The organism is Sphingomonas sp. GW821-FHT03E12, from assembly GCF_059420685.1.
In genome coordinates this window covers 169,664-192,889 of the sequence record NZ_JBWKUF010000006.1, presented here as the reverse complement: position 1 = coordinate 192,889, position 23,226 = coordinate 169,664, and the positions used below count along the sequence as shown (strand labels likewise).

27 protein-coding genes are annotated in these 23,226 nt (G+C 66.5%); 8 read left to right on the top strand and 19 right to left on the bottom strand.

Annotation, left to right across the window (positions count from 1 at the left end; all coding sequences use genetic code 11):
- Window positions 1–4 precede the first annotated feature (4 nt).
- From AC07TU_RS18860 to AC07TU_RS18850, 3 genes are read right to left on the bottom strand one after another with little or no spacing between them, the layout of a single operon-like run.
- Window positions 5–1,780 carry a sensor domain-containing diguanylate cyclase gene (locus AC07TU_RS18860; RefSeq protein WP_495189471.1) on the bottom strand — a complete coding sequence of 592 codons (1,776 nt, stop codon included), beginning with the start codon at window positions 1,778–1,780 and terminating at the stop codon, window positions 5–7.
- Window positions 1,781–1,832: 52 nt separating this feature from the next.
- Window positions 1,833–2,249, bottom strand: coding sequence for an acyl-CoA thioesterase (locus AC07TU_RS18855; RefSeq protein ID WP_495189470.1), 417 nt, complete (start codon window positions 2,247–2,249; stop codon window positions 1,833–1,835).
- A 5-nt stretch (window positions 2,250–2,254) separates the two neighbouring features.
- The gene (locus tag AC07TU_RS18850; protein ID WP_495189469.1) at window positions 2,255–3,460 is read right to left on the bottom strand and encodes an LL-diaminopimelate aminotransferase; all 1,206 of its coding nucleotides are present in this window, start codon (window positions 3,458–3,460) and stop codon (window positions 2,255–2,257) included.
- Between the two features lie 182 nt (window positions 3,461–3,642).
- On the opposite strand from AC07TU_RS18850, the gene AC07TU_RS18845 reads away from it, so the two are divergent.
- The 5 genes from AC07TU_RS18845 to AC07TU_RS18825 all read left to right on the top strand — a co-directional run bounded on the left by AC07TU_RS18845 (window position 3,643) and on the right by AC07TU_RS18825 (window position 10,046).
- On the top strand, window positions 3,643–5,406 hold the full coding sequence (locus tag AC07TU_RS18845; RefSeq protein WP_495189502.1) for a PHA/PHB synthase family protein: 1,764 nt from the start codon (window positions 3,643–3,645) through the stop codon (window positions 5,404–5,406).
- Window positions 5,407–5,497: 91 nt separating this feature from the next.
- Window positions 5,498–6,223, top strand: coding sequence for a phasin family protein (locus AC07TU_RS18840; protein WP_495189468.1), 726 nt, complete (start codon window positions 5,498–5,500; stop codon window positions 6,221–6,223).
- A 157-nt stretch (window positions 6,224–6,380) separates the two neighbouring features.
- Window positions 6,381–6,710 (top strand): ATP-dependent Clp protease adapter ClpS, encoded by a 330-nt coding sequence (gene clpS, locus AC07TU_RS18835; protein WP_066580901.1) that lies wholly within the window; start codon window positions 6,381–6,383, stop codon window positions 6,708–6,710.
- Between the two features lie 270 nt (window positions 6,711–6,980).
- Window positions 6,981–8,264 (top strand): UDP-N-acetylglucosamine 1-carboxyvinyltransferase, encoded by a 1,284-nt coding sequence (gene murA, locus AC07TU_RS18830; RefSeq protein ID WP_495189467.1) that lies wholly within the window; start codon window positions 6,981–6,983, stop codon window positions 8,262–8,264.
- A gap of 48 nt (window positions 8,265–8,312) precedes the next feature.
- Window positions 8,313–10,046: a bifunctional metallophosphatase/5'-nucleotidase gene (locus AC07TU_RS18825; RefSeq protein ID WP_495189466.1), complete on the top strand. Its 1,734-nt coding sequence runs from the start codon at window positions 8,313–8,315 to the stop codon at window positions 10,044–10,046.
- 258 nt (window positions 10,047–10,304) lie between these two features.
- Here AC07TU_RS18825 and nusB read toward each other — a convergent pair whose 3' ends face one another.
- Genes nusB through hisG form a run of 3 tightly spaced genes read right to left on the bottom strand, consistent with a single transcriptional unit; the run spans window position 10,305 to window position 12,766 of the window.
- A complete protein-coding gene (gene nusB, locus AC07TU_RS18820) occupies window positions 10,305–10,766 on the bottom strand; it encodes a transcription antitermination factor NusB (protein WP_495189465.1) in 462 nt (153 codons plus the stop codon).
- 57 nt (window positions 10,767–10,823) lie between these two features.
- A complete protein-coding gene (gene hisD / locus AC07TU_RS18815; RefSeq protein WP_495189464.1) occupies window positions 10,824–12,110 on the bottom strand; it encodes a histidinol dehydrogenase in 1,287 nt (428 codons plus the stop codon).
- Window positions 12,107–12,766, bottom strand: coding sequence for an ATP phosphoribosyltransferase (gene hisG, locus AC07TU_RS18810; RefSeq protein WP_495189463.1), 660 nt, complete (start codon window positions 12,764–12,766; stop codon window positions 12,107–12,109). Before hisG ends, hisD begins: the two co-directional genes overlap by 4 nt.
- Window positions 12,767–12,852: 86 nt before the next feature.
- Between hisG and AC07TU_RS18805 the strand changes: the two genes are divergently transcribed.
- Together AC07TU_RS18805 and AC07TU_RS18800 are read left to right on the top strand one after the other, a co-directional pair.
- Complete coding sequence (locus AC07TU_RS18805) at window positions 12,853–13,917, top strand: DUF2332 domain-containing protein (protein WP_495189462.1); 1,065 nt, start codon at window positions 12,853–12,855, stop codon at window positions 13,915–13,917.
- A complete protein-coding gene (locus tag AC07TU_RS18800) occupies window positions 13,914–14,294 on the top strand; it encodes a DUF6157 family protein (RefSeq protein ID WP_495189461.1) in 381 nt (126 codons plus the stop codon). The genes AC07TU_RS18805 and AC07TU_RS18800 overlap by 4 nt, the downstream gene beginning before the upstream one ends.
- Before the next feature lie 184 nt (window positions 14,295–14,478).
- Here AC07TU_RS18800 and AC07TU_RS18795 read toward each other — a convergent pair whose 3' ends face one another.
- Genes AC07TU_RS18795 through AC07TU_RS18780 form a run of 4 tightly spaced genes read right to left on the bottom strand, consistent with a single transcriptional unit; the run spans window position 14,479 to window position 17,045 of the window.
- The gene (locus AC07TU_RS18795; RefSeq protein ID WP_495189460.1) at window positions 14,479–15,363 is read right to left on the bottom strand and encodes an alpha/beta fold hydrolase; all 885 of its coding nucleotides are present in this window, start codon (window positions 15,361–15,363) and stop codon (window positions 14,479–14,481) included.
- Between the two features lie 55 nt (window positions 15,364–15,418).
- A complete protein-coding gene (locus tag AC07TU_RS18790) occupies window positions 15,419–16,321 on the bottom strand; it encodes a pirin family protein (RefSeq protein ID WP_495189459.1) in 903 nt (300 codons plus the stop codon).
- Entirely contained in the window at window positions 16,318–16,761 is a 444-nt protein-coding gene (locus tag AC07TU_RS18785) for an NUDIX hydrolase (protein ID WP_495189458.1), read from the bottom strand. Before AC07TU_RS18785 ends, AC07TU_RS18790 begins: the two co-directional genes overlap by 4 nt.
- A complete protein-coding gene (locus tag AC07TU_RS18780) occupies window positions 16,758–17,045 on the bottom strand; it encodes a BolA family protein (protein WP_495189457.1) in 288 nt (95 codons plus the stop codon). Before AC07TU_RS18780 ends, AC07TU_RS18785 begins: the two co-directional genes overlap by 4 nt.
- Window positions 17,046–17,081: 36 nt before the next feature.
- On the opposite strand from AC07TU_RS18780, the gene AC07TU_RS18775 reads away from it, so the two are divergent.
- Complete coding sequence (locus AC07TU_RS18775) at window positions 17,082–17,687, top strand: J domain-containing protein (RefSeq protein ID WP_495189456.1); 606 nt, start codon at window positions 17,082–17,084, stop codon at window positions 17,685–17,687.
- Between the two features lie 25 nt (window positions 17,688–17,712).
- On the opposite strand, the gene AC07TU_RS18770 is transcribed toward AC07TU_RS18775, so the two are convergent.
- The 9 genes from AC07TU_RS18770 to AC07TU_RS18730 form a co-directional block, all read right to left on the bottom strand.
- Window positions 17,713–18,549: a TIGR04222 domain-containing membrane protein gene (locus AC07TU_RS18770; protein WP_495189455.1), complete on the bottom strand. Its 837-nt coding sequence runs from the start codon at window positions 18,547–18,549 to the stop codon at window positions 17,713–17,715.
- Window position 18,550: 1 nt separating this feature from the next.
- Window positions 18,551–19,126: a glycine-rich domain-containing protein gene (locus tag AC07TU_RS18765; RefSeq protein WP_495189454.1), complete on the bottom strand. Its 576-nt coding sequence runs from the start codon at window positions 19,124–19,126 to the stop codon at window positions 18,551–18,553.
- Between the two features lie 132 nt (window positions 19,127–19,258).
- On the bottom strand, window positions 19,259–20,017 hold the full coding sequence (locus AC07TU_RS18760; RefSeq protein WP_495189453.1) for a VOC family protein: 759 nt from the start codon (window positions 20,015–20,017) through the stop codon (window positions 19,259–19,261).
- 70 nt (window positions 20,018–20,087) lie between these two features.
- Complete coding sequence (locus AC07TU_RS18755; RefSeq protein WP_495189452.1) at window positions 20,088–20,813, bottom strand: DUF1428 domain-containing protein; 726 nt, start codon at window positions 20,811–20,813, stop codon at window positions 20,088–20,090.
- A 31-nt stretch (window positions 20,814–20,844) separates the two neighbouring features.
- Window positions 20,845–21,528, bottom strand: a complete 684-nt coding sequence (locus tag AC07TU_RS18750; RefSeq protein ID WP_495189451.1) for a glutathione S-transferase family protein — start codon at window positions 21,526–21,528, stop codon at window positions 20,845–20,847.
- 20 nt (window positions 21,529–21,548) lie between these two features.
- The gene (locus AC07TU_RS18745) at window positions 21,549–22,196 is read right to left on the bottom strand and encodes a glutathione S-transferase family protein (RefSeq protein WP_495189450.1); all 648 of its coding nucleotides are present in this window, start codon (window positions 22,194–22,196) and stop codon (window positions 21,549–21,551) included.
- On the bottom strand, window positions 22,193–22,423 hold the full coding sequence (locus AC07TU_RS18740; RefSeq protein WP_495189449.1) for a DUF4287 domain-containing protein: 231 nt from the start codon (window positions 22,421–22,423) through the stop codon (window positions 22,193–22,195). Before AC07TU_RS18740 ends, AC07TU_RS18745 begins: the two co-directional genes overlap by 4 nt.
- 12 nt (window positions 22,424–22,435) lie before the next feature.
- Complete coding sequence (locus AC07TU_RS18735; protein ID WP_495189448.1) at window positions 22,436–22,930, bottom strand: VOC family protein; 495 nt, start codon at window positions 22,928–22,930, stop codon at window positions 22,436–22,438.
- Between the two features lie 82 nt (window positions 22,931–23,012).
- A complete protein-coding gene (locus AC07TU_RS18730; RefSeq protein WP_495189447.1) occupies window positions 23,013–23,141 on the bottom strand; it encodes a hypothetical protein in 129 nt (42 codons plus the stop codon).
- Window positions 23,142–23,226 lie beyond the last annotated feature (85 nt).

The following is a 23,226-nucleotide window of genomic DNA, read 5'->3' as shown; positions in this document are numbered from 1 at the left end:
TCCCTCAACTGTCGGCGAGGACGGTGCGGTTGCGGCCCGCGGACTTGGCGCGATAGAGTGCGGCGTCGGCGCGGCGCATCAGCTCGTCCGCAGGGATGCCGGGCTGCATGGGCGCGAGGCCGATGCTGACCGTGACACGGAAATTCCCCTCCGCCGCGGCGATGTCGGTCCGTTCGAGCGCACGGCGCAGGCGTTCGCAAGTGGCGAGCGCCGCGGGCGCGGAAAGCGTCGGAAACAGAATGGCGAACTCTTCGCCGCCAAGGCGTGCGATCGCGTCCTCCCCGCGCAGATTGGCACGCATCAGATCGGCAAAGCTGAGCAATGCGGCATCGCCCGCGGCGTGGCCGAGCCGATCGTTCACCCCCTTGAAGTGATCGAGATCGAGCACCGCCAGCGTGCCGACATGGCCGAATTCGCGCGATGCGTTCTCCGATAACCGCCGCTCGAACGCGCGACGGTTGAGCACGCCGGTCATCGGATCGGTCGTCGCCTGGCGTTCCAGATCGGCTTCGCGCGCCTTGTACTGGCTCAAGTCGCGAACGACGCTGACGATGCTCGCGACGCGCCCGTCTTCCTTGGCCACGGCGCGCGCGGTTGTCTCGAACCAGCGCGTGGCGCCGGCCGCGGTCAGGCCGCGATATTCGACACGATGTGCCGAATCGGGCGTGGCGATCGCCGCCAGATGGACGGTGCGGACATGCTCGCGATCCTCTTCAGCGATCAGGCTGAGTGCGTTCCGGCCGATCAGCGCCAGTGGCTCGAAGCCGGTGAGCTCGCGCACGGAAGGGGAGGCGAAGCGGATCGTGCCCCAGGGGTCGAGCGTCAGCATCGCGTCCGACGCGTGGTCGGCAATCATCCGGTAGCGCGCTTCGCTCGCCGCGACGGCATCGGCGAGGCGGCGATTCTCCGCCATCAGCGTGGCGAAGGGCAGGACGATCAGGAAGACGATGCCGAGGTAGAACTGGAAGAACTGGAGGTGGAGCGCCTGGCTCCCGATCACCAGTTCGACTGGCCCATAGCCTGCCATGGTGAAGATCGCGCCGATCGCCGTGATCGCGAACACGCTGAGCGCCGCGCCCGCGAAGCGGAACATTGCCGTCGCGATGATCGCCGGAAGGATCGGCAGGAACAGCAGCGGCAAGTGGTTCTGGGCGAAGGTTGCGGTGACGACCGCGATCGTCCCGGTCATCACCAGGATCAGGCGAGCGACGTCGATCCGGCGGGTCAGCCCCTCCCAATAGGCACGTCCGCCCAGCGCGAGCAGGGCAACCGGGGTACCGATCAGGACGCCCAGGCCATGGCCGATCATCCAGTTGGTCCAGGTGAATGCCGGTTCAGTGCCATGCGCGAGCCACAAGGTGATTCCGGCGATCGAGCCGCTTGCGGCTGGCGCGATGAACCCTGCCGACAGGACGAAGGCCGGAATAGAGCGCAAGCGCAGGAAGACACCGCGTGCCTGGCCCAGATAGCGCAGCAGATACCAGCCGAGCACGACTTCGCCGATATTGGCTAGGATGAAGATTGGCGCGAGCGGCGAGAAGGGCGAGATCACCGTCGTCGCCAGCCCGGACGCGACTGCGGTGACGAGCAGGAGCTGCCGATGCTCGCGCGCCGGACGGGTGCAGAGCGCGGCCAGCAACGGCGCGTTGGCAAGCCAGAGCAAGGCGACGTTGTCGGAGAGCCGGGTGAAGGAAATTGCAGCGAGTGCGAGCGCGAAATATGCGACACCCACGCCCCCGGCAATGAGCGTGCTGCGGCCTGGACGCGCGAACTCCAACATCGTAGCGCGATTCTAACCGGGCAGGGTTAAGAGGCGGTTTCCCTTCGGCAGTTCAGCGGGTGGGAAGCATGCGCTCACGAATGGCGGGCGGGACCGGCGACGAAGTGCCGGCATCCAGATCGACATTGACGTAGACCAGCTCGATCACCGTATGGAGCGCGCCGGTTTCGGCGTGGCAGAGCTCGACCCGGCTGGTGAGGCTGGAGGTGCCGATCCGGTCGGTACGGGCCCAGGCGTCGATCTCGTCGCCATAGCGGAAGGGCGCTTGGAAATCGACGGTGGCGCGGGCGACGTGGAACTCCATGCCTTCCCATTCGGACAGTTCGGAGAGCTTCAGCCAACGCCAATATTCGCTGAGCGCGACGTCCGCATATTCGAGATAACGCGAGTTGAAGACGACCTTTTGCCCGTCGATCTCCGAATAGCGGACGCGAAGGCGCGTCGAGAAGTCGAAGCCTTCGCGTCCCATATCCGTCAGGCCGATTTGACGCCGGTGTTGACGCCCATCGACTGGAGATATTTGCGCACGTTGCGCGCCGCTTGGCGCAGGCGCTGCTCATTCTCGACCATCGCGATGCGGACGAAGCCTTCGCCATTCTCGCCGTAACCGACGCCCGGTGCGACCGCGACCTTGGCGTGACTGAGGAGCTGCTTCGAGAATTCGAGGCTGCCGAGATGCGCGAGCGCCGGGGGCAGTGGCGCCCAGGCGAACATCGACGCGGCGGGCGAAGGGATGTCCCAGCCCGCGCGGCCGAAGCTTTCGACCAGCACGTCGCGGCGCTTGTGATAGAGCTGGCGATTGGCCTCGACGATATCCTGCGGGCCGTTGAGTGCGGCGCAGGCCGCGGCCTGGATCGGCGTGAAGGCGCCATAGTCGAGATAGGATTTCACCCGGCTCATTGCCGCGATCAGATCCTTGTTGCCGACCGCGAAGCCGATCCGCCAGCCGGCCATCGAATAGGTCTTCGACAGCGAGGTGAACTCGATCGCCACGTCCTTCGCGCCCTTGACCTGAAGGATCGAGACGGTCGGCTTGCCGTCATAATAGAGCTCCGAATAGGCAAGGTCGGAGATGATCCAGACCTTGTTCTCCTTCGCCCAGGCGACCAGCCGTTCGTAGAAGGCGAGGTCCACCGTCTCCGCCGTCGGGTTCGACGGATAGTTCACCACCAGGATGCTGGGGCGCGGCACGGTAAAGTTCATCGCGCGCTCGAGGCTCTCGAAATAGCGCTCGTCGGGCGTGGTCGGCACCGCGCGGATCGTCGCGCCCGCGATGATGAAGCCGAAGGTGTGGATCGGGTAGGACGGGTTGGGCGCCAGGATCACGTCGCCCGGCGCGGTGATCGCAGTGGCGAGGCTGGCCAGCCCCTCCTTCGACCCCATCGTCACGACGACTTCGGTCTCGGGATCGACATCGACGCCGAAACGGCGGCCATAATAGTTCGCCTGGGCGCGGCGCAGGCCGGGAATGCCCTTGGACTGCGAATAGCCGTGTGCGGAGGGCTTCTGCGCAACCTCGCACAGCTTGTCTATGACATGCTGGGGCGGCGGCAGGTCGGGGTTGCCCATGCCGAGATCGATGATGTCCTCGCCTGCCGCTCGTGCTGCTGCCCGCATGCCATTGACTTCGGCGATGACGTAGGGCGGCAGGCGCTTCATGCGGTAGAATTCTTCGGACATCGTATTTCTCGGTGAGCTCCTCTTGAGGTCGCGCTGGATGCGCGGGGCCGTTATACAGGGGGCGGGCGGGCATGCCAGAGGAGAGGCGAGTGGTGGCGGAAAAGAAAAAGACTGCGGCTCCCAAGACCGCGAAATCGACCAAGCCCCGCAAACCCGCCGCCAAACCGAAACCGAAACCCGAGGTGAAGGCGGAAGCGCCCTCGGCGGCAGCGCCCGAGGCAGCGGCCCCGAGCCTCGAGGATCTCCAGCACTGGACCTGGGTCTGGGGCCGCGCGCAGCAGATGCTGATGGAGCAGGGCTTCGACCTGATGGCCAAGGCGCCGCAGATGCCGTCCTTGCCGAATCTGCCGGCCATGGCCCCGGTCGATCCCGCCGCGGCGATGCGGGCGGGCGCCGATTTCTGGGCCGATACCATGACGCTGTGGCAGCGCTTCCTCGACCCGTCCAAGGCGGGGACGTTCGAGGAGACGCCCGAACAGGCGCGCGACAAAAGGTTCAAGGCGCCGCAATGGCGCGAACAGCCGGTGTTCGATTTCATCCGGCAAAGCTATTTCACCGTTGCCGATCACCTGCTCAAGGGCGTCGATGCGATCGACGGACTGACGCCGAAGCAGAGGGAGCAGGCGCGGTTCGCGACGCAAGGATTCATCGATGCGATGAGCCCGTCCAACTTCCCCGCGACCAACCCGGTGGTGCTCGAGAAGATCGTCGAGACCAAGGGCGAGAGCCTGCTCAAGGGCCTGGCGCACATGCTCAAGGATCTGAGCAAGGGCCAGATGACCCAGACCGCCGAGGGCGTGTTCGCGCTGGGCGAGAATATCGCGATGACCCCTGGCAAGGTCGTCAAGCGCACCCCGCTCTACGAACTGATCCAGTATTCGCCGACGACCGACACGGTGATCGAGACGCCGCTGCTGATCTTCCCGCCGTGGATCAACCGCTTCTACATCCTCGATCTGAGCCCCGAGAAGAGCTTCATCCGCTGGGCGGTGGCGCAGGGGCTGACGGTGTTCGTCGTCTCCTGGAAGTCTGCCGACGCGTCGATGGCCGATGTCGTGTGGGACGATTATGTCCAGCATGGCCAGATCGACGCGATCGACAGTGTGCGTGAACTGCTGGGCGTCGATGGCGTCCATACGATCGGCTATTGCGTTGCCGGGACGACGCTCGCTGCGACGCTGGCGGTGCTCGCCGCGCGCGGGCAGGCGGAGAAGGTGAAGAGCGCGACCTTCTTCACCGCGCAGGTCGATTTCAGCGAGGCAGGCGACCTCAACGTCTTTGTCGATGACGAGCAGTTGGCGCTGATCCAGTCGCTGACTACCGATGGCTTCCTCGACGGGCGCTATATGGCCGCGACCTTCAACCTGCTGCGTGGCCGCGACCTGATCTGGAACTATGTGTCGAGCAACTATCTGCTCGGCGAAGACTATATGCCGTTCGACCTGCTTCACTGGAATTCGGACGTCACCAACCTGCCCGCCAAATGGCATGCGAGCTATCTGGCGGACCTCTATCGTGACAACCGGCTGGCACAGGCGGGCGCGCTCAGCATCGGCGATACGCCGGTCGATCTCGGCAAGGTCGCGACCCCGGCCTATATCCAGGCGGGGCGTGAGGACCATATCGCCCCGGCGCGCAGCGTATGGAAGATCACTGAGCATTTCGCGGGCCCGCTGCGTTTCGTGCTGGCCGGATCGGGGCATATCGCCGGGGTGGTCAACCCGCCGTCCGCGCAGAAATACCAATATTGGACGAACGAAGCCGCTGCCGCGACTCTGGAAGAGTTTGTTGCGGGTGCGACTGAGACCAAGGGCAGCTGGTGGCCCGACTGGATGGGCTGGATCGAAGGATTCGGCGAGCCGCGAACTGCGGTGAAGGGGCCAAGAATTCCTAAGTCAAAAGAAGGGCTTGGTGATGCTCCCGGGAGCTATGTGAAGACCCGCTGATGGTTTTTGTGCAGTGCACAAAAAACTGTCTTGAAACTGTCTCGCTCGAAGCGTATATGCTGCATCGCAACAATCGCTGCGAGGACGTTCAATGGCCAGCAAGGCTCCACGTACCGGTGCGAAGAAGCCCGTCGCGAAGACCCCGGTGATCAAGCCCAAGGCCGCTGCGCCGAAGGTGGAAACGCGGAAGGTTGAACCGATTGCCGCCGAAGTGGCGCCGGTCATCGAAGCTCCGGCCGCTGCGCCGGCGATCGAAACCGTGACAGAGGCCGCCGAAGTGTTGGCGGATACGCTTACCGAGACTGTCGAGGAAACCGCCGCGCCGGTCGCCGAGATCATCGAAGATACCGCCGCCAAGATGGCGGAAACCGCAACCAAGGGAACTGACATCATGGAAAACACGATCGAAAAGACCCAGGCTCTGTTCGCCGACTTCAACGAGCGCGCCAAGGCCGCCGTCGAGAAGAACACCAAGCTGGCCGGTGAATTCACCGATTTCGCCAAGGGCAATGTCGAAGCGCTCGTCGAGAGCGGCAAGATCGCTGCCAAGGGCTTCGAAACCCTGGGTCAGGACGCCGCCGAGTACAGCCGCAAGTCGTTCGAGAACGCGACCGCGACCCTGAAGAACCTGTCGGCGGTCAAGACCCCGGCCGACTTCTTCAAGCTGCAGAGCGACTATGTCCGCTCGGTCTTCGACTCGGTCGTCGCCGAGACCTCGAAGAACACCGAAGCCTTCATCAAGCTGGCCGGCGACGCCGCGCAGCCGATCTCCAGCCGCGTCGCGGTTGCGGTCGAGAAGGTGAAGACCGCGGCCTGATCGCCCCGGTACGGAACGAACAAATGGGGCGGCCGCGCGAGCGGTCGCCCTTTTTGCTGTTCGGACCTGCAGAAAATCGAGGTTAGCGCCCTTGCCCTCGATTCACCGCTATCATATTTTTGAAGTCCTCATGACAGTGCCGTTCCAACCGATTTCGATGGCTGACGATGCCGACCGCGACGACGATGGCGACGCCTCGACCGGCGTTGCGACCCGCACGCGTGCCAGGACCAAGAAGCCGACCCCCTATCGCGTGCTGATGCTCAACGACGATTATACGCCGATGGAGTTCGTCGTGCTGGTGCTCCAGCGCTTCTTCAAGATGGACATGGAGCAGGCGACTCAGGTGATGCTCCACGTCCACCAGCGCGGCGTAGGCGTGTGCGGCGTGTTCACTTATGAGGTCGCGGAGACCAAGGTGGCGCAGGTGATCGACTTCGCGCGCCAGAACCAGCACCCGCTCCAGTGCACGCTGGAGAAGGCGTGATGCCGGTCAAGGATCTCGAGGGTCCCCCGCCCCGCGATCCGCGCGATGAGACGCTCTTCTGGCAGATCATGACGCGCGTTCGTCCCGATCTGAACTGGTGGCCCCGCTGGCGGGGCGGCGGTGGGGATGCGGTGGCCGCGATAGTGCCGGGTTCTCCCACCCGTGGGTCGGGTGGTGCGGAAGCGACGCCCAGCGACTGATTTCCGTGTCGCCTCCGGTTCGTGTCCGTGCGCGCTTGCGTGACGCCCGCGAGTCGATAGAAGCCCGAAAATGGACCGTATCCTCATTCGCGGCGGCAAGCGCCTTTCCGGAACCATCGCCATCTCTGGTGCGAAGAATTCGGCGCTCGCGCTGATGCCCTGCGCGCTGCTGACCGACGAGCCGCTGACGTTGCGCAATCTGCCGCGGCTGGCCGATGCCGACGGGTTTGGACACCTGCTCAACGAACTGGGTGCCTCGACCGCGATCGAGGGGACGCGGCCCAACGATTTCGGCCGTGTGCTGACGGTGCGCGCCTCGCGCCTGACCTCGACGGTCGCGCCGTACGACATCGTGCGGAAGATGCGCGCGTCGATCCTGGTGCTGGGACCGCTGCTCGGTCGTGCGGGCGAGGCGACGGTGTCGCTGCCGGGCGGCTGCGCGATCGGCAACCGCCCGATCGACCTGCATCTCAAGGCGCTCGAGGCGATGGGCGCGGAGATCGAACTGGCGGCCGGCTACGTCAAGGCGACCGCGCCGGGCGGGCGTCTGGCAGGCGGGCGTTACCGTTTCCCGGTGGTGTCGGTGGGCGCGACCGAGAATGCGCTGATGGCAGCTGCGACCGCACGCGGCACCACAGTGCTGGAGAATGCGGCGCGCGAGCCGGAGATCGTCGACCTCTGCAACCTGCTGGTGGCGATGGGCGCCTCGATCGACGGGATCGGCAGCGAGACGCTGACGATCGAAGGCCGCGACCGGCTGTATGGCGCGACCTACAAGGTCATGCCCGACCGGATCGAGGCAGGCAGCTATGCCTGTGCCGCGGCGATCACCGGCGGTGACGTGTTCCTTCAGGGCGCCAAGGGCGACGACATGCGCGCGACGCTCGACGCGCTGGTCGAGGCGGGGGTGACCGTCGAGGAGAAGGCCGATGGCGTGCGGGTTGCCGCCAACGGCCCGCTCAAGCCGCTGACGCTCTCGACTGCGCCGTACCCCGGCTTCGCGACGGACATGCAGGCGCAGTTCATGGCGATGCTGTGCAAGGCCGATGGCGCGAGCGTGCTGACCGAGACGATCTTCGAGAACCGCTACATGCACGTGCCCGAGCTGGCGCGCATGGGGGCGAACATCGACGTGCGCGGGCGGACCGCGGTGGTGCATGGGGTTGACCGGCTGGTCGGCGCGCCGGTGATGGCGACCGACCTGCGTGCGTCGATGAGCCTGATCCTCGCCGGCCTGATCGCCGATGGGGAGACCCAAGTCAGCCGCATCTATCACCTCGACCGTGGCTATGAGCGGCTTGAGGAAAAGCTGCAGGGCGTGGGTGCGGATATCGAACGCGTCGGTGACGGCTAGGGTCCGCACTGGTATCCGCGGTCACGAACGAGTCGCGGGAGCATTTCGATGAAGCGGATCACTGTGACGGCGCTGGGCGCGCTGGCGCTGGCAGGCTGTGCGCAGCAGCGGGCCGAGGGCCCGGCCGCGCCGGTGACGGTCAAGATCATCGCCTTCAACGATTTCCACGGCGCGCTCGAGACGCCGGGGCGGGCGATCGACGTGCAGGCCGCCGACGGATCGGTGGCCAAGGTGCCCGCGGGCGGCGCGGCCTATTTCGCGAGCGCCGTGAAGTCGCTGAAGGCGAAGGCAGCACACAGCGTCGTGGTCGCGGCGGGGGATCTGACCAGCGCCAGCCCGCTGGTCTCCTCGCTGTTCCTCGACGAACCGACGGTCAAGGCGCTGAGCATGGCCGGGCTCGAGATCAACGCCGCGGGCAACCATGAATTCGACCGCGGGACAGGGGAGCTGAAGCGGCTCCAGAGCGGCGGCTGCGCCAAGCTGACCAAGGTCGAGCCGTGCCAGATCGAGCCGTTCAAGGGCGCGAGCTACACCTACCTTGCCGGCAACACGATCCAGGCGGACGGGACCAGCCTGCTGCCCGGTACCGCGCTGCGGAGCTTCGGCAGCGGGCGGGGCAAGGTGACGATCGGGTTTATCGGGCTGACGACGCGGCTGACCGGCAATTATGTCGATCCGGCGGGGATCAAGGGCATCACCTTTGCCGATGAGGCCGAAACGGCGAACAAGCTGGCCGCGGATCTGAAGGCCAGGGGTGCGGATGCCGTCGTAATGCTGGTGCATGAGGGCGGCTACCCCGCGCGTAGCGACCAGCCCGCGAAGTGCGACGGGCTGTCGGGGCCCATCCTCGACATCATGGATCGGCTGACCCCGGCGGTTGACGTGATCGTCTCGGGTCACACCCACCGCGCCTATATCTGCGACTATTCGGCCACCAACCCCGCCAAGCCGGTGCTGCTGACCAGTGCGGGCAATAATGGGGTGATGCTGACCGATATCGATCTGAGCTTCGATCCCGTGACGAAGCGAGTGACGGCCAAGCACGCCAATCAGGTGATCGTGCAGGGCGATGGCGTGACGAGCAGCGCGGGCCCGGTGCGGCCGAGCGCGGCGTTCCCGACCTTTGCCGCCGATCCGGCGGTGGCGGCGCATGTCGCGCGCTATGCCGCGGCGGCGGAGCCGCGGGCGAAGCGGGTGGTGGGCACGGCCTCCGCGCCGATCCTGCGCGACGAGGACGACGACATGAAGGAGTCGCCGCTAGGTCTGCTGATCGCCGACTCGCAGCTCGCGGCGACGCGGGCGAGCGGGGCGCAGGTGGCGCTGATGAACCCGGGCGGCGTGCGCGCATCGATCACCGCGACCGACGGCAAGGTGACGTTCGGCGACATCTACACGGTGCAGCCGTTCGGCAATAACCTTCAGGTCAAGGAGCTGACCGGGGCGCAGCTGCGCGCGGTGCTGGAGCAGCAATTCGCCAAGAAGGATGGCACGGCTTTGCTGTTCCCGTCAGGGCTGACCTACAGCTACGACCTGTCCAGGCCCGAGGGGCAGCGGATCATCATGCCGATGGTGGATGGCAAGCCGATGCGTGACGATGCGGTATACCGCGTGACGGTGAACAGTTTCCTTGGCGGCGGCGGCGACGGTTTCACGACGTTCAAGGCGGGCAAGGATGTCGCCGGCGGGATGCTCGACCTCGACGCGCTGGAGGCGTTGTTCGCCGGCGGGCAGGTGGTCGCGCCGCCCCAACTGGGCCGAGCGAAGGATGTGACGCCGCGCTAAGTTGACAGCGCCTACCCGGAATGAGCGAAATTGATAGGGCTCTGAGGGGACGTTGACGCGGAAGACATGTTTTTCGCGCGCAGTGTCAGGTGGCGCGCATATGCGGTTGTCAAAGGGCGGGCCGGTAATCCGGCACGCCCTGAGCCGAGCAAATCAGTTCCAACATTGCAAGCAAGGCCAGTCGAGCGCGGGCAGAGAAGGGCTTGCGGCGACTGCCCCACCCCAACCCCTCCCCTGAACGGGAGGGGCTAGTTCAGGTCAGCTCCGCACCGCCTTGGCGATGGCGTCGAGCAGGCCGTTGACGAAGCCCTTTTCGCGGCGGTCGTAAAAGGCGTCGGTGACGTCGAGATATTCGCTGATCGCGGCGCCGGTGGGCACGTCGTTGCGGGCAAGCAGTTCGTAGGTGCCGGCGCGCAGGATCTGGCGCATCGGGCGATCGAGCCGGTCGAAGCTCCAGTCGCTGCTGAGCTTGGACGCGATCAGTGCGTCGATCTCGTCACGGCGCGCATCGACGCCCTTGACCAGGTCGTCGAAGAAATTCGGGTCGGCGTCGATATACTCCGCTTCCTCGATCGTCGCGCCAAGCCGGTGCTGATGGAACTCGTTGAGCAGCTGGGGAAGCGGAGTCTTCTCCATTTCCTGCTGGTAGAGCGCTTGCACGGCGGCGAGGCGCGCAGCGGCGCGGGCTTTGGAACGGGTCTTTGCGGTTGGGCTAGGCATGGCGCGCGCATATAGGCCCGGTCGCCCGGCGCGTCACCCCCTCGCGAAACGCATGTCTCAGCCGAGCCGCTTCGCCACGCTGGCGGCGTGCGCCGGAAGACCTTCCGCCTCAGCCAGCGCGACCGCTGCGGGACCGATCGCGGCAAGGCCGGCGGCATCGAGCGCGAGGAAGCTGGTGCGCTTCATGAAGTCGAGCACCGACAGGCCGCTGGCGAAGCGTGCGCGCCGCCCGGTGGGGAGGACGTGGTTGGGACCCGCGACATAATCGCCGATCGCCTCGGGCGTCATGCGGCCGAGAAACACCGAGCCGGCGTGGCGCACGCGCGCGAACAGCCCGTCGGGATCGTCGCAGGCGAGCTCGAGATGCTCGGGGGCGAGCCGGTTGACCAGCGGAATCGCCTCGTCGAGCGAACCGGTCAGGATGATCGCGCCATTGGCGTCCCAGCTCTGGCGCGCGACCGCCTTGGTCGAGAGCGTGCCGATCTGGCGGTCGACCGCTTCCGCCACCTTGCCCGCGAAGATCGCGTCGTCGGTGAGCAGGATCGACTGGCTGGTGGGGTCATGCTCGGACTGGCTGAGCAGATCGGCGGCGATCCATTCGGGATCATTCTTGCCGTCGGCGATCACGACGATCTCCGACGGGCCGGCGACCATGTCGATGCCGACCACGCCGTAGAGCTGGCGCTTCGCCTCAGCCACCCAGGCATTGCCAGGGCCGGTGATGACGTCGACCGCGGCGATGCGGCCGGTGCCATAGGCAAGCGCAGCGATCGCCTGCGCGCCACCAATGCGCCACATCTCGTCCACCCCGGCGATATGCGCGGCGGCGAGGACGAGCGGATTGACCTCGCCATTCGGGGTCGGTGTGACCATGACGAGGCGATCGACGCCCGCGACCTTGGCCGGAATCGCGTTCATCAGCACCGACGACGGATAGGCCGCGCGCCCACCGGGAACATAGACGCCCGCGGCCTCGACCGCCTGCCAGCGTGCGCCGGTGCGGACGCCCGCGGCGTCGGTGGTATCGCTGTCGGCCGGCTTCTGCTTCTCGTGATATGCGGCGATGCGGTCGGCGGCGAGCTGGAGCGCGTCGCGCAGCTTCGGCTCGAGCGCGTCGTACGCGGCTACGCAATCGGCTTTCTCGATCCGCCAGCCGGTCTCGTTGAGGTCGTGGCGGTCGAACTTCTTGGTGAAGGCGTTGAGCGCGGCATCGCCTTCGTCACGGACCGACGCGACGATGGTGCGGACATCGCGCGCGACATCGGCATCGGCTTCGCGGCGGGCATCGACCAGCTCACGGAACGCCTGGGCGAAGCCGGGTTCGGAGGTGGAGAGGCGGATCATGCTGCTTTGGCCTCGACCGCGCGGCGGAAGGCATCAACCAAGGGGACGATCTCCGGCCGGGTCTTGAACGCAGCGCGGTTGGCGACGAGCCGGCTCGACACTTCCATGATCGTCTCGACCTCGACCAGGCCGTTCTCCTTGAGCGTGCGGCCCGAGGAGACGAGATCGACGATGCGCGGGGCGAGGGCGAGCAACGGCGCCAGCTCCATCGCGCCATTGAGCTTGATGCACTCGGCCTGCACGCCGCGTGCCTCGAAATGGCGGCGGGTGAGCGAGGGGTATTTGGTCGCGACGCGGACATGGCTCCAGCCGCGCGGATCATCGGTCGCGGCGAGCTCGGCCGGTTCGGCGACCGACAGGCGGCAATAACCGATGCCGAGGTCGACGGGAGCGTAGAGCTCCGAATAGGCGAATTCGGCGAGTACGTCCGATCCGACGATGCCGAGCTGTGCTGCGCCGTGCGCGACGAAGGTCGCGACATCGAACGCGCGGACGCGGATCAGGTCGATATCCGGGCGGTTGGTCTTGAAGCGCAGCGCGCGGCTGTTTTCATCGACAAAAGCCGGCTCGGGGATGATCCCGGCGTGCGCAAGCAGGGGAAGCGCCTCTTCGAGGATGCGACCCTTTGGCACGGCGAGGATGATCGGTTCGGACATCGGCTGACTCTCTGAGGCAGCGCGCCTTTACTTGGGGGGGCGTGCGGGCGCAACAAGCGCGGGCGATTCGGTGGAGGATAGCGGCGATGCGCGACTGGATGACCTCGAACGATGTGCGGGCGGCCTTCGCCAACCAGGTCGCCTATTGCCGGGCGAATGGCGGGACGATCACCATGCGCGTGGTCGAAGGGATTCTCGCCAATCTCGACGGTCCCGGCGCCTTCCTGAAGGCGATCCGCGAGTGGCCGGGCATTCCGATGGCCGATGCGCTGCCGCTGCGCGCGGCGGCGGGGCTGCATGCGTTGAACCTGAGCGGGGCCGAGCCGGGGCTGGCGCCGCTCTATGCCGGTGAGCCGGAAGCGCTGGCCGATGCCGAGCGGCTGGTGGGCGATGCGATCGCGCGGCACGATGCGGAGCTGCTGCCGTGGCTCGACGGGCCGCCGCAGACCAATGAGGCGGGGCGGTCATGGGGCTATGTCGCGGCGTTGCTGTGGCTGGCGGGGCAGGGGCTGCCGCCGCGCTGGGACTGTATCGAGATCGGATCGAGCGCGGGGATCAATCTGATGATCGACCGCTATCGATATGAGCTGGGCGGGGTCGGCGTAGGGCCGGTCGAGTCGGGGATGCGGATCGCGCCCGAATGGCGGGGGCCGCCGCCGCCGGGAGTGCCGGCCGGATGGGCATTCGCGTCGATCAAGGGGTGCGATGTCGCGCCGGTGGACTTGACCGACCCGGTACAGCTGCTGCGGCTGCGCGCTTTCGTGTGGCGCGAGCATGTCGAGCGGTTCGCGCGGCTGGATTTCGCGGCGCAGTCGGCGGGGGAACAGAAGCCCGATCTGGTGCAGGCCGATGCCGCCGAATTTGTGGAGGCGCAACTGGCGTTGCCGCAGGCGGCGGGGACGACCCGCGTGCTGATGCACTCGATCGTCTGGCAGTATCTGGGCGACGCGCGGCGGGCGCGGATCACCGCGGCGATGGAGGAAGCGGGCGCCAGGGCAAGCGCCGATCGGCCGCTGGCGTGGATCATGCTGGAGGCGAATCGCGAGACGCTGCAACATGAGCTGGTGGTGCGCTACTGGCCGGGGGGAGGCGAACCGCGCCTGCTGGGCAAGGCCCATCCGCATGGCGCATGGGCGGAGTGGGTGGCATGAAGACGACCAACTATCGCGATACGCTGATCACCGCATCGCCCGACACGCCGGTTTCGGTGGGGACGATCCCCGAGAAGCCGGAAACGGTGGCCGGGGCGCAGCATGCGCTGCTCGACGGGCGGCCTTATGCGATGACCAGCGACGACCTGCTTCATGCCGCGCATCTCGCACGCGGCGGGGACAAGGATCGCGAGACCTTCTTCGCCAAGCCACAGGCGTGCCTGCGTGCGTCGCCGCTGGTCAAGCAGTTCGGTTGGGGCGTCCATCATGATGGCGAAGGCCGGATCGCGCTGGTGGCGATGGAGAGCGAGGACTATGCGCGCCTGCTGGCCGATCCGGAGGTGAAGAAGGCGCCGGGTATGCGGCGCAGCCGTTAGGGCGGGTCGGCATCTGAACCTTACATCTCTTTCCTCGTCACCCCGGCCTTGTGCCGGGGTCCACTCAGCCTTGCGGACTGAGCTAGCGCCTCTTCTCCGGCGCATGCCTCCCGGTGGACCCCGGCACAAGGCCGGGGTGACGGTTGGGAATGACGCTAACCAAGACCCCAGGCCTCGACCGGTTCTAGTCAATCCAGTCGCGGATCGCGGCGTTGACGGCTCCGGGATTCTCCCAGGGGACGAAGTGGCCAGCGTCGACCTGCACGACCTTGAGATCGGGGACCAGTTGGTCGAGTCCTTCGAGCTGGACGGGGAGCAATGCCTTGTCGCCCATGCCCCAGATGACCAGCACCGGCATCTGAAGCGGCGGGAAGGGGCCGTCGAGGAAAGCGGGGCGTTCGGGCGTCTCGTCCATGCCGGGGACGACGATGGCGCTGGCACGATACCAGTTGAGCATTGCGGTCATCGCGCCGGGCTGGCCCCATTCGTCGAGATAGGCGTCGCGCTCAGGCGCGAGCAAGGCGGGGTCGGCGTGCCGGGCGAAGGTGGTGTCGAAGAAGGTGCCGAGGCCCATCGCCTCGAGCTGAGCTTCGAGGCCGGTGTTGCGGAAGAGGCGGATATACTGGCTGGCGGCGCGCTGTTCCATGTCGTCGAACAGCGATTTCTGGAAGACGAAGGGGTGGGGGGCGTTGACGATGATCAGGCGCTCGATCCGGTTCGGATGCTGGAGTGCGGCCATCCATGCGATCGCGCCGCCCCAGTCATGGCCGATCAGGACGAAGCGGTCCTTGCCGAAATGGTCGGCGAGCGCGATCAGGTCACCGACGGTCTTGTCGGGGGTATAGTTCTCCGCACCCTCGGGCTTGGACGAGCGGGCAAAGCCGCGCTGGTCGGGGGCGATGACGAAATGGGTCTTGGCCAGTTCGGGTATCTGGTGGCGCCAGGTGCGATGCGATTCGGGAAAGCCGTGGAGCAGGACGATCGCCGGCGCAGCGGGATCGCCCGCAGTGGGGACGTCGAGCTCGACGCCGGTTGGCAGTGCAATCCGCTGAAGCTCGAAACCCGCCATATGTCTCTCCTCTTTCGAATGGAGGGTATGGCGGGTTGCGGCCGGGTTCAAGCCCTCAGGGGTAGCTGACGGTCTTCGGGACTTCGGGGATCGGGATGAATTCCTTGTCGTCGCCGGGGACCTTGGGGAAGAGGCCTGCCTTCCAGTCCTCCTTGGCCTGGTTGATCCGGTCGCGGTCCGAGGAGACGAAGTTCCACCAGACATGGCGCGGGGTGGTGAAGGCCTCGCCGCCGCACAGCATCACGCGGCCGCCCGACGCGGAACGCAGCGTCGCCGCGATGCCGGGGCGCAGGACGTAGAGGGTCTGCGGCTCGAGCTCCCAGCCGTCGATCGAGGCCTGGCCCATGGCGAGATAGATGGCGCGCTCGTCGGCTTCGGCGTCGATCGGCACGCTGGCGTTCGCCGCCAGCTCGATATCGGCATAGATGGTGCCGGCATAGGTGGTGGTCGGTGCGCTGGCGCCCCAGAGCGAGCCCATGATGACGCGCGCGCGGGCGTTGCCGCTGTCGACGATGGGAAGGTCGGCGGCGGCGACATGCTCGAACGCCGGGTCGATCTCCTCGAACCGCTCGGGCAAAGCGAGCCAGGTCTGGATGCCCGAGAGTTCGGGGCCGACGTCGCGCTGGGCCTGGGGCGAGCGCTCCGAATGGACGATGCCGTTGCCGGCGGTCATCAGATTGACCGCGCCCGGCTCGATCGTGGCGAAGGTGCCGATGCTGTCGCGATGGTCGATCGCACCGGCGAAGAGATAGGTGACGGTGGCGAGGTTGATATGCGGGTGCGGGCGCACGTCGATGCCGGTGCCGACCTCGAGGTGAGCCGGACCCATCTGATCGAAGAAGATGAACGGGCCGACCATCGTGCGCGGGCGCGAGGGGAGGGTGCGGTGGACCTTGAACCCGCCCAGATCGTGCGTGGTCGGCAGGATCGTCTGGGTGAAGAGATCGTCGGTCATCATCGTGTCTCCGTCAGTGCGAGCATCGTCCCGAGGTCCTCGGGGAAATAGGGTTCGTCGTGCTGGTCCAGCTCGGCGCGGTCGAACCAGCGCCATTCGCGCATCACGCGCTGTTCGAGGTCGGTATGGCCGTCGCTGGCGATGACCGTGGTTTCGGTGCGCACCGCGAAATAGCGTTCGTCGGCGCTGACCGGGACACCCTCGATCGTCACGAACTCGACCTGGCGGCGCGCGACTTCGGGCCCGCAATCGAGGTCGAGCCCGGTCTCCTCGCGTAGCTCGCGCCGGGCGGCTGCCTCATAGCTTTCGCCCGGATCGAGCGCGCCGCCGGGCGTGCACCAGAAGGGCGGGCGATCGTCCGGTGTGAAGCGGAACAGCAGCACGCGCCCGTCCGGATCGGTCAGCAAGATGCGTGACGCGGGGCGCGGTGTGCGCCCGCTCATACTTCGCCGGGCGCGGTCGCGCGGATGGCGAGGGCGTGGACGCGCTCGACCATGATGTCGCCGAGCGCGCGATTGACCATGCGCTGGCGTTCGAGGCGGGACTTGCCGGCGAAGGCCGCGCTTTCGATCACCACGGTGAAGTGCGATTCGCCGCTGCCGTCGTCGCCCATATGGCCGCGATGCTTGGCGCTGTCGTTGATCACATCGAGCTTCGACGGGGTGAGTGCGGCGGTCAGGCGAGCGGTGATGTCGCGGGCGGCGGGTCCGGTGGCGGTATCGGTCATCGCGCCTATATAGGCGGTTTTCCGCCCGGAGTTCGAGTGTCTCGTCAGCCGCCCAAATATCGTCCCAACACACGCTTCCACGGCCGGGTGGAGGCGCCTGGGCGGCCGTGCGCGGAGCCGGGCTGTACGGAACCCGGCGAATTCCGCGCGCCGCTGCTGGGCGCCGGGCGTCCGAGTGACCAGCCGCCCGAATATCGCTGGCTGTGCCTCGATCATGTCCGCGCGTTCAACACGAGCTACAACTTCTTCACCGGGATGAGCCCGGATGAGATCCATGACGCGCAGCGGCCGCTGGCGGGATGGGAGCGCGAGACGCGGGCCTTCGCGACGAGTGGCGGCGCGGACCGGCCGCCGCGCTGGGCCGATTTCAGCGATCCGCTTGATGCGATCGGTGCGCGCTGGCGCAACGCCATGCCGGCCGAGCGCAAGGACGGACGGCCGCTGTCGGGCAAGGACCGCGAGGCGCTGCGCACGCTGGCGCTGGAGGTCGATGCGGACCGGACGGCGCTGCGGCGGCGCTATTCGGAGCTGGTGCGGAAATACCATCCCGACCGCAATGGCGGCGACCGCAGCCATGAGGCGATGCTGCAACGGGTGATCGAGGCGTATCAGCAACTCAAGGCATCGCCTGCCTTTGCTTAGGCCTGCCTTTGCTTAGGATTGGCGCCTAGCCCCCGCAGCCCCCGCAGCCCCCGCAGCCACCACCGCCGCAGCCTCCGCCATCACCGCCGCCGCCGTCTCCGCCCGAGGAGCCGCTGTCGCCGCCGCTCGCCGCGCGCATCTTGTGGAAGGCATCCAGATCGGAGCCGAGCAGCACTGTGGTGCCGAACAGCGCCACCGCCAGCCCCATCTCGCCCGCGAGCGGGGCGCGGCGAATGCGGTCCGCTTCCTCGCGCGCGTCGCCGAGGGCGGCGATGCCCGCACTCGTGAGCTTGGGGATGGTGAGGGCGCGGATCAGCGCGAAGATCGCGGTGACGATCAGCAGCACCGTGAGGAAGCCGATCGGCCGGTCGCGGGCCTCGCCGATGAGCCATTTGGTCGCACCAAACATCAGCAGCGTGAGATAGGGCAGCAGCGCCCAGTAGCGCAGATTGGCGCGCTCGCTGCTGGTGAGCATGAGGCCTGCGCGCTGGAGACGATCGTTCAGGCTGTCGGCGGTAGGTCGCAGCGTACGTTCGATCCGCGTCCAGTCGAGCGGGGAGGTGAGCGCGAGCACGCTGTTCTCCGCGGCGCTGGCGCCATTGCGCATCCGCACGTCGAGCTTGTCCTTGCCGTCCATCACCAGCGCACGCCCGGCGAGCAATCGCGCGACGATGCTGTCGGCGAAGCGCGCCTTGCCGCCGGCGAGGAAGGCAAGCTGATCAGGATCGCTGACCTTCTGGCGGCGGCCTTCGGGCAGTTGCCAGGCGGGAATCAGCACCCCCGCGATCACGACGATGACCAGCAAGACCAGATAGAGAATGAGAAAGGGTCCGCCGGTCCAGTCAAGGGGGCCGAGAGACATATCAGGTCACTCCCAGAAAGAGCGCGAGCGCGACAAGTCCGATAAACGCCAGCAGGATCAGCGCGGCCTGCGGGCGTGAAAGGAGGATCGCGTCGCGCGGATGCACCCGCCGCGCGCGGGGATCGTCCAGCAGCCGCTGCGCGGCCGATGGCCAGATATCGGAAGGGGGCAGGGCGCCGAACGCTGCCTGATAGCGGGCGAGCGTATCGGCATATTGGGCGAAGAAGCGATTGCGCTCGTCGGGCCCGCCTGCGGTGGGGCCGTGGTGGAGCGGCTTGCCCAGCACGTCGGGGCAGAAGCGCTCCCAATAATCGCGGGTGTAGGTGAGGTGGAGGTGCCAGACCTGATCGACCGCGTCGGATGGGGTGACCTGGGTTTCGCCGGTTGCGGCGAGGAAGGCGAAGCGGCGATATTCCTCGATCACGCGCTCGGTCTTCGCGGCGCTCCAGCCATTGTCGCGTGCAAGCCGTGCACTGAAGGGGAGCGAGGCTTCGAGAGGGCCGAACTGGTAACTGGAAATCCGTTGCCAGACCGGGTGTCCGGCGGTTGAGGCGGGGACGGTATCCGCTTCGCGCATCTAATCTCCTACTATCACAATAGGAGATTTTGTCAAGGTAGCGGGCGGCGGAGCCGCTTCCACGGATGATTGTCTCGGCGAGAAATCCTCCACCCCAACCCCTCCCCTGAAGGGGAGGGGCTAATTACCGTGCTACTTGGGGGCGACGAGGCCGAAGCCGGCGCCCTGGGGGTCGATGGCGAAGAAGACGCGTTCGCCGCCGGGGACCTCCATCGGTTCCATCACCGGGTTACCGCCCAGTTCCTTCACCTTGGCATAGGCGGCGTCGATATCGGGGACGCGGAAGTAGAAGCTCCATGCGACCGGATGCTCCGCCTTCTCGCGCGGCATCACGGCGCCCCACATTGCGTCGCTGCCGCCGCCCTTAAGGAAGGTGTAGTCGCCCCAGGGCATCGGCATCGCGCCATCGGTTTTCCAGCCGAACAGCGTGCCGTAGAAATCGAGCGCGGCGGTATCGTCGGTGGTCTGGAGCTCGTTCCAGCTCGCCTTGCCCAGCTCGGTTCGGCCAAAGGCCTTGCTCGCCTCGGGCGAGGCACCGCGCATGACGTAGAAATGGGCGCCCTGAGGATCCTGAACCATCGACATGCGGCCGACGCCCGGGAGATCCATCGGCGGCACATGGACCTTGCCGCCCAGCGACTCGACCGCCGCGACGGTCGCATCGACATCGTCGACGCCGACATAGCCGAGCCAGGCGGACGGGGTCGGGGCGGGGTTCTTCATGATCCCGCCGACACCCTCCTCGCCTGCCGACATGATAGTGTAGTCGATTGTTCCGCCAGGGAATTTGCTCGGAGTCCAGCCGACGATCTGACGGTAGAAATCGATCGCCGCATCGGCATCGGTGGTCAACAGCTCGTACCAGATCCAGCTTCCGTTCGGGTTGCTCATCGCGTGGCTCCTCGAAGAACGTGGCGGGGCGGCACTGGGCAAGGGATCCGGCACCGCCCCGCGCGGGGGCTCAGGCCTTGGTGTCGAGGATCGGCGCGAAGCCGCCCCACATCATCCGCTGGCCGTCGAACGGCATATTCTCGAAGTCCGGCTTCATCCGCTCATCTTCCATCAGCTTGGGCCAGGCGGTGTCGCGCGCTTCCTTGCTGGGCCATTCGACCCAGCTGTAGACGACGCGCTCGCCGTCCTTGCGCAGCGTGGCGCGGTTATAGTCGGTCTTCTGGCCGTCGGGGATTTCCTCCCCCCAGGCCTCGACCACGCGCAGTGCGCCATAGTCCTGGAACACGGCGGCAGCCTTGGTCGCCATGTCCCTATAGGCGTCGCGGTTCGCCTCCGGGACAGGGAGGACATAGCCGTCGACATAGCCGGTGCCGTCGCCGTTGCCGACATCGACGAAGGAGTCGAACCCGGCGAAGATCATGCGGCTGCCGTCGAACGGCATGTCCTTCATCTGCTCGGCGGTGGCGGGATCGCTCATCATCTTGGCGTTGGCGGCATCGCGCGTCGCCTTGTCGGGATATTCGAGCCAGCTGAACAGCACGGTCTCGTCATCCTTGAGATCGACGGCCTTTTTGAGGTCGTTGGTCTTGCCGTCGGGTACGTCGTCGCCCCAGGCTTCGACGAAGCGGGTGGCGCCGAGATTGGTGAACAATGCCACCGCGCCCTCGGCATGCTTCTTGTACTCGTCCTTGTTGGCGGTGGGGACGGGGGTGAGGAATCCTTCAACAAAGGTCATCTTCTCTCTCCTTGGGGACGTAGGTTTCAATTCAGGCCGCGGCAGCGGGGGACGGCTTGAAATCGGCGAGCTGCGCCGCGAGCGCGGCCTTGAACGCCGGACGGCTGATGGCGCGCTCCAGATACGCCATCAGGACGGGGCGCTCTTCCAGCAGGCCGCTGCCCTCGATATCGCGCAGCACGGTCGCCATCGCGATATCGGCGATGCTGAACTGACCCGCGAGCCATTCGCGCCCGTCGATCGCCGTGGCGAGCCGATCAAGCCGCTGGCCCGCGAATTCAATGAGGCTGGGGCGACGAAGTTCCGCCCATTGCTCGCCGGCCGAGAAAATCTCGATATTCGAGAGTTCGAAGGCTGTCGGCTCGACGCTGTTGTACGCGGCGAACAGCCAGCTGATCGCGGTCGCGCGCGCCTGCGGATCACGGGGCAGGAGGCGTTCGTCCTTCTCGCCGAGATGGAGCAGGATCGCGCCGCTTTCGAACAGGTTGAGGTCGCTGCCCTGATCGACCATCGCCGGCACTTGGCCCCAGGGCTGTTCCTTGTAATAGGCCTCGGGACGCGGTCCGGCGGCGTTGAGCAGCCGCATCGAATAGGGAAGGCCGATCTCCTCGCACGCCCAGCGCGGGCGAAGGTCGCGAACGAAGCCCCGGGCGAAATCGGGCACCCAGTTGAAACCGGTGATCTCGAGCTGGGCGGGTTGCGGGGTGGCTGACATGCTTCTCTCCTTCTTCTTGTTCAGTAGCCCGCAGGCCACTCAAAGGGTGTGCCGGGGCGATAGGGACGGCCCTCATCGATCATGCGGGCGACCGAGGGACGGGCGCGCAGTCGATCGAACAGGCTGGCGAGCAACGGGCGATCACCGATCGGGACCATCAGGTTGGCGTAGAAGAGCGACGGCGCCGCGGCGCAGTCGGCGAGACTGAACTCCGCGCCCGCGGCCCATGTACGGCCGGGCAGTCGTGCCTCGATGAAGTCATAGGCGGTGGCGATCAGCGCCCGGTCGGCATCCTCGTCGCACGGCTTGCCCATCAGCCTGGCGAGCACCAGCCGGGTGAGCGGATCGGCGACATAATTGTCGAATACCCGTTCGAGCGTGCGCGGCTCGAGCCCCGCGAGCCGGTCTTCGGGCACCAGCGGGGTACGGCCGGGCGCCAGCGTATCGAGATACTCGACGATCACGCCGGACTCGCCCAGCACCGTGCCGTCGCCGGTCTCGAGCGCCGGGAATTTGGTGAAGGGCCAGACGCTGGCGAGCGCCGCGCGATGATCGGGATTGCCGAGATCAACGAAAACCGGCTCGAACGGCAGATCATGCTCGTAGAGCGCGATCAGCACCTTCTGACAATATTGCGCGAAGGGATGGTAGTGGAGGCGGAGCGTCACGCGTCGCCCTCCTTCTTCAGCCCTTTGAGCAGGGCGACCACGGCCATCGCATGGCCATGGCCGAGCCCGAGCTCGTCCTTGAGCGAGGCGACGATCGCCATCGGCTTGACCCTCTCGGCGAGGGTCGCGCCAGCGGTCCAGCCGCGGGCCGCGCCCATCGCCCGCAGGTCGGCCGGTGACTTGCCGGTCTTCTGCTCGATCGTGTTCAGATAGGCCTGGAAGGACATGGAATCCGCTCCTCAGGCGTTGACCGGCGAGCCGGCGGCAGCGGCCTCGACCGTGGCGATGTCGATCTTGCCCATCGTCATCATCGCATCCATCGCGCGCTTGCTTGCGGCGGCGTCGGGATTCTCCCAGACCAGCTGCATCAGGCGGCGCGGCGTGATCTGCCAGTTGACGCCCCATTTGTCCTTGCACCAGCCGCAGGCGCTCTCCTTGCCGCCATTGCCGACGATCGCGTTCCAAAGCCGGTCGGTTTCTTCCTGGTCCTCGGTGAAGAGCATGAAGCTGACTGCTTCGGTCTGGGGGAAGATCGGGCCGCCGTTGAGGCCGATGAACTTCTGCCCCGCCACTTCGAAATCGACGGTGATCACCTCACCCGCCTTTTGCGAGGGGGTATCGGAAGGGGTCCGGTGGACCGCGACGACCCGGCTGTCGGGCAGCACGGAAGCGTAGAAATTCGCGGCTTCCTCGGCGGTGTGATTATACCAGATGCATGTAGTGAGCTGAGTCATGGTGATTTTCCTCTCGAAATCTATGTCGGACTCGCGGCGGTGAACCCGCCAATGTTTTTCGATCAACGACCTGCCGGTGCGGTCAGGCGAAAGGGCCTGCGCCGTTGAGGGCGCCGTGGCCGAGCATCGCCACCGCCGTGAAGCAGAACGCAGCAACGCCGATTGCGATGCTTTGGGCGACGGGCAGATATTCGCGGAACAGGCTACGCATCGGACATCTCCATTCGGGGGCGGCTCATTCGTCGATTGGGGGCGCCGCGAATCGCTTGCTTGATGTTGATGCGCGTTTGAGTTAT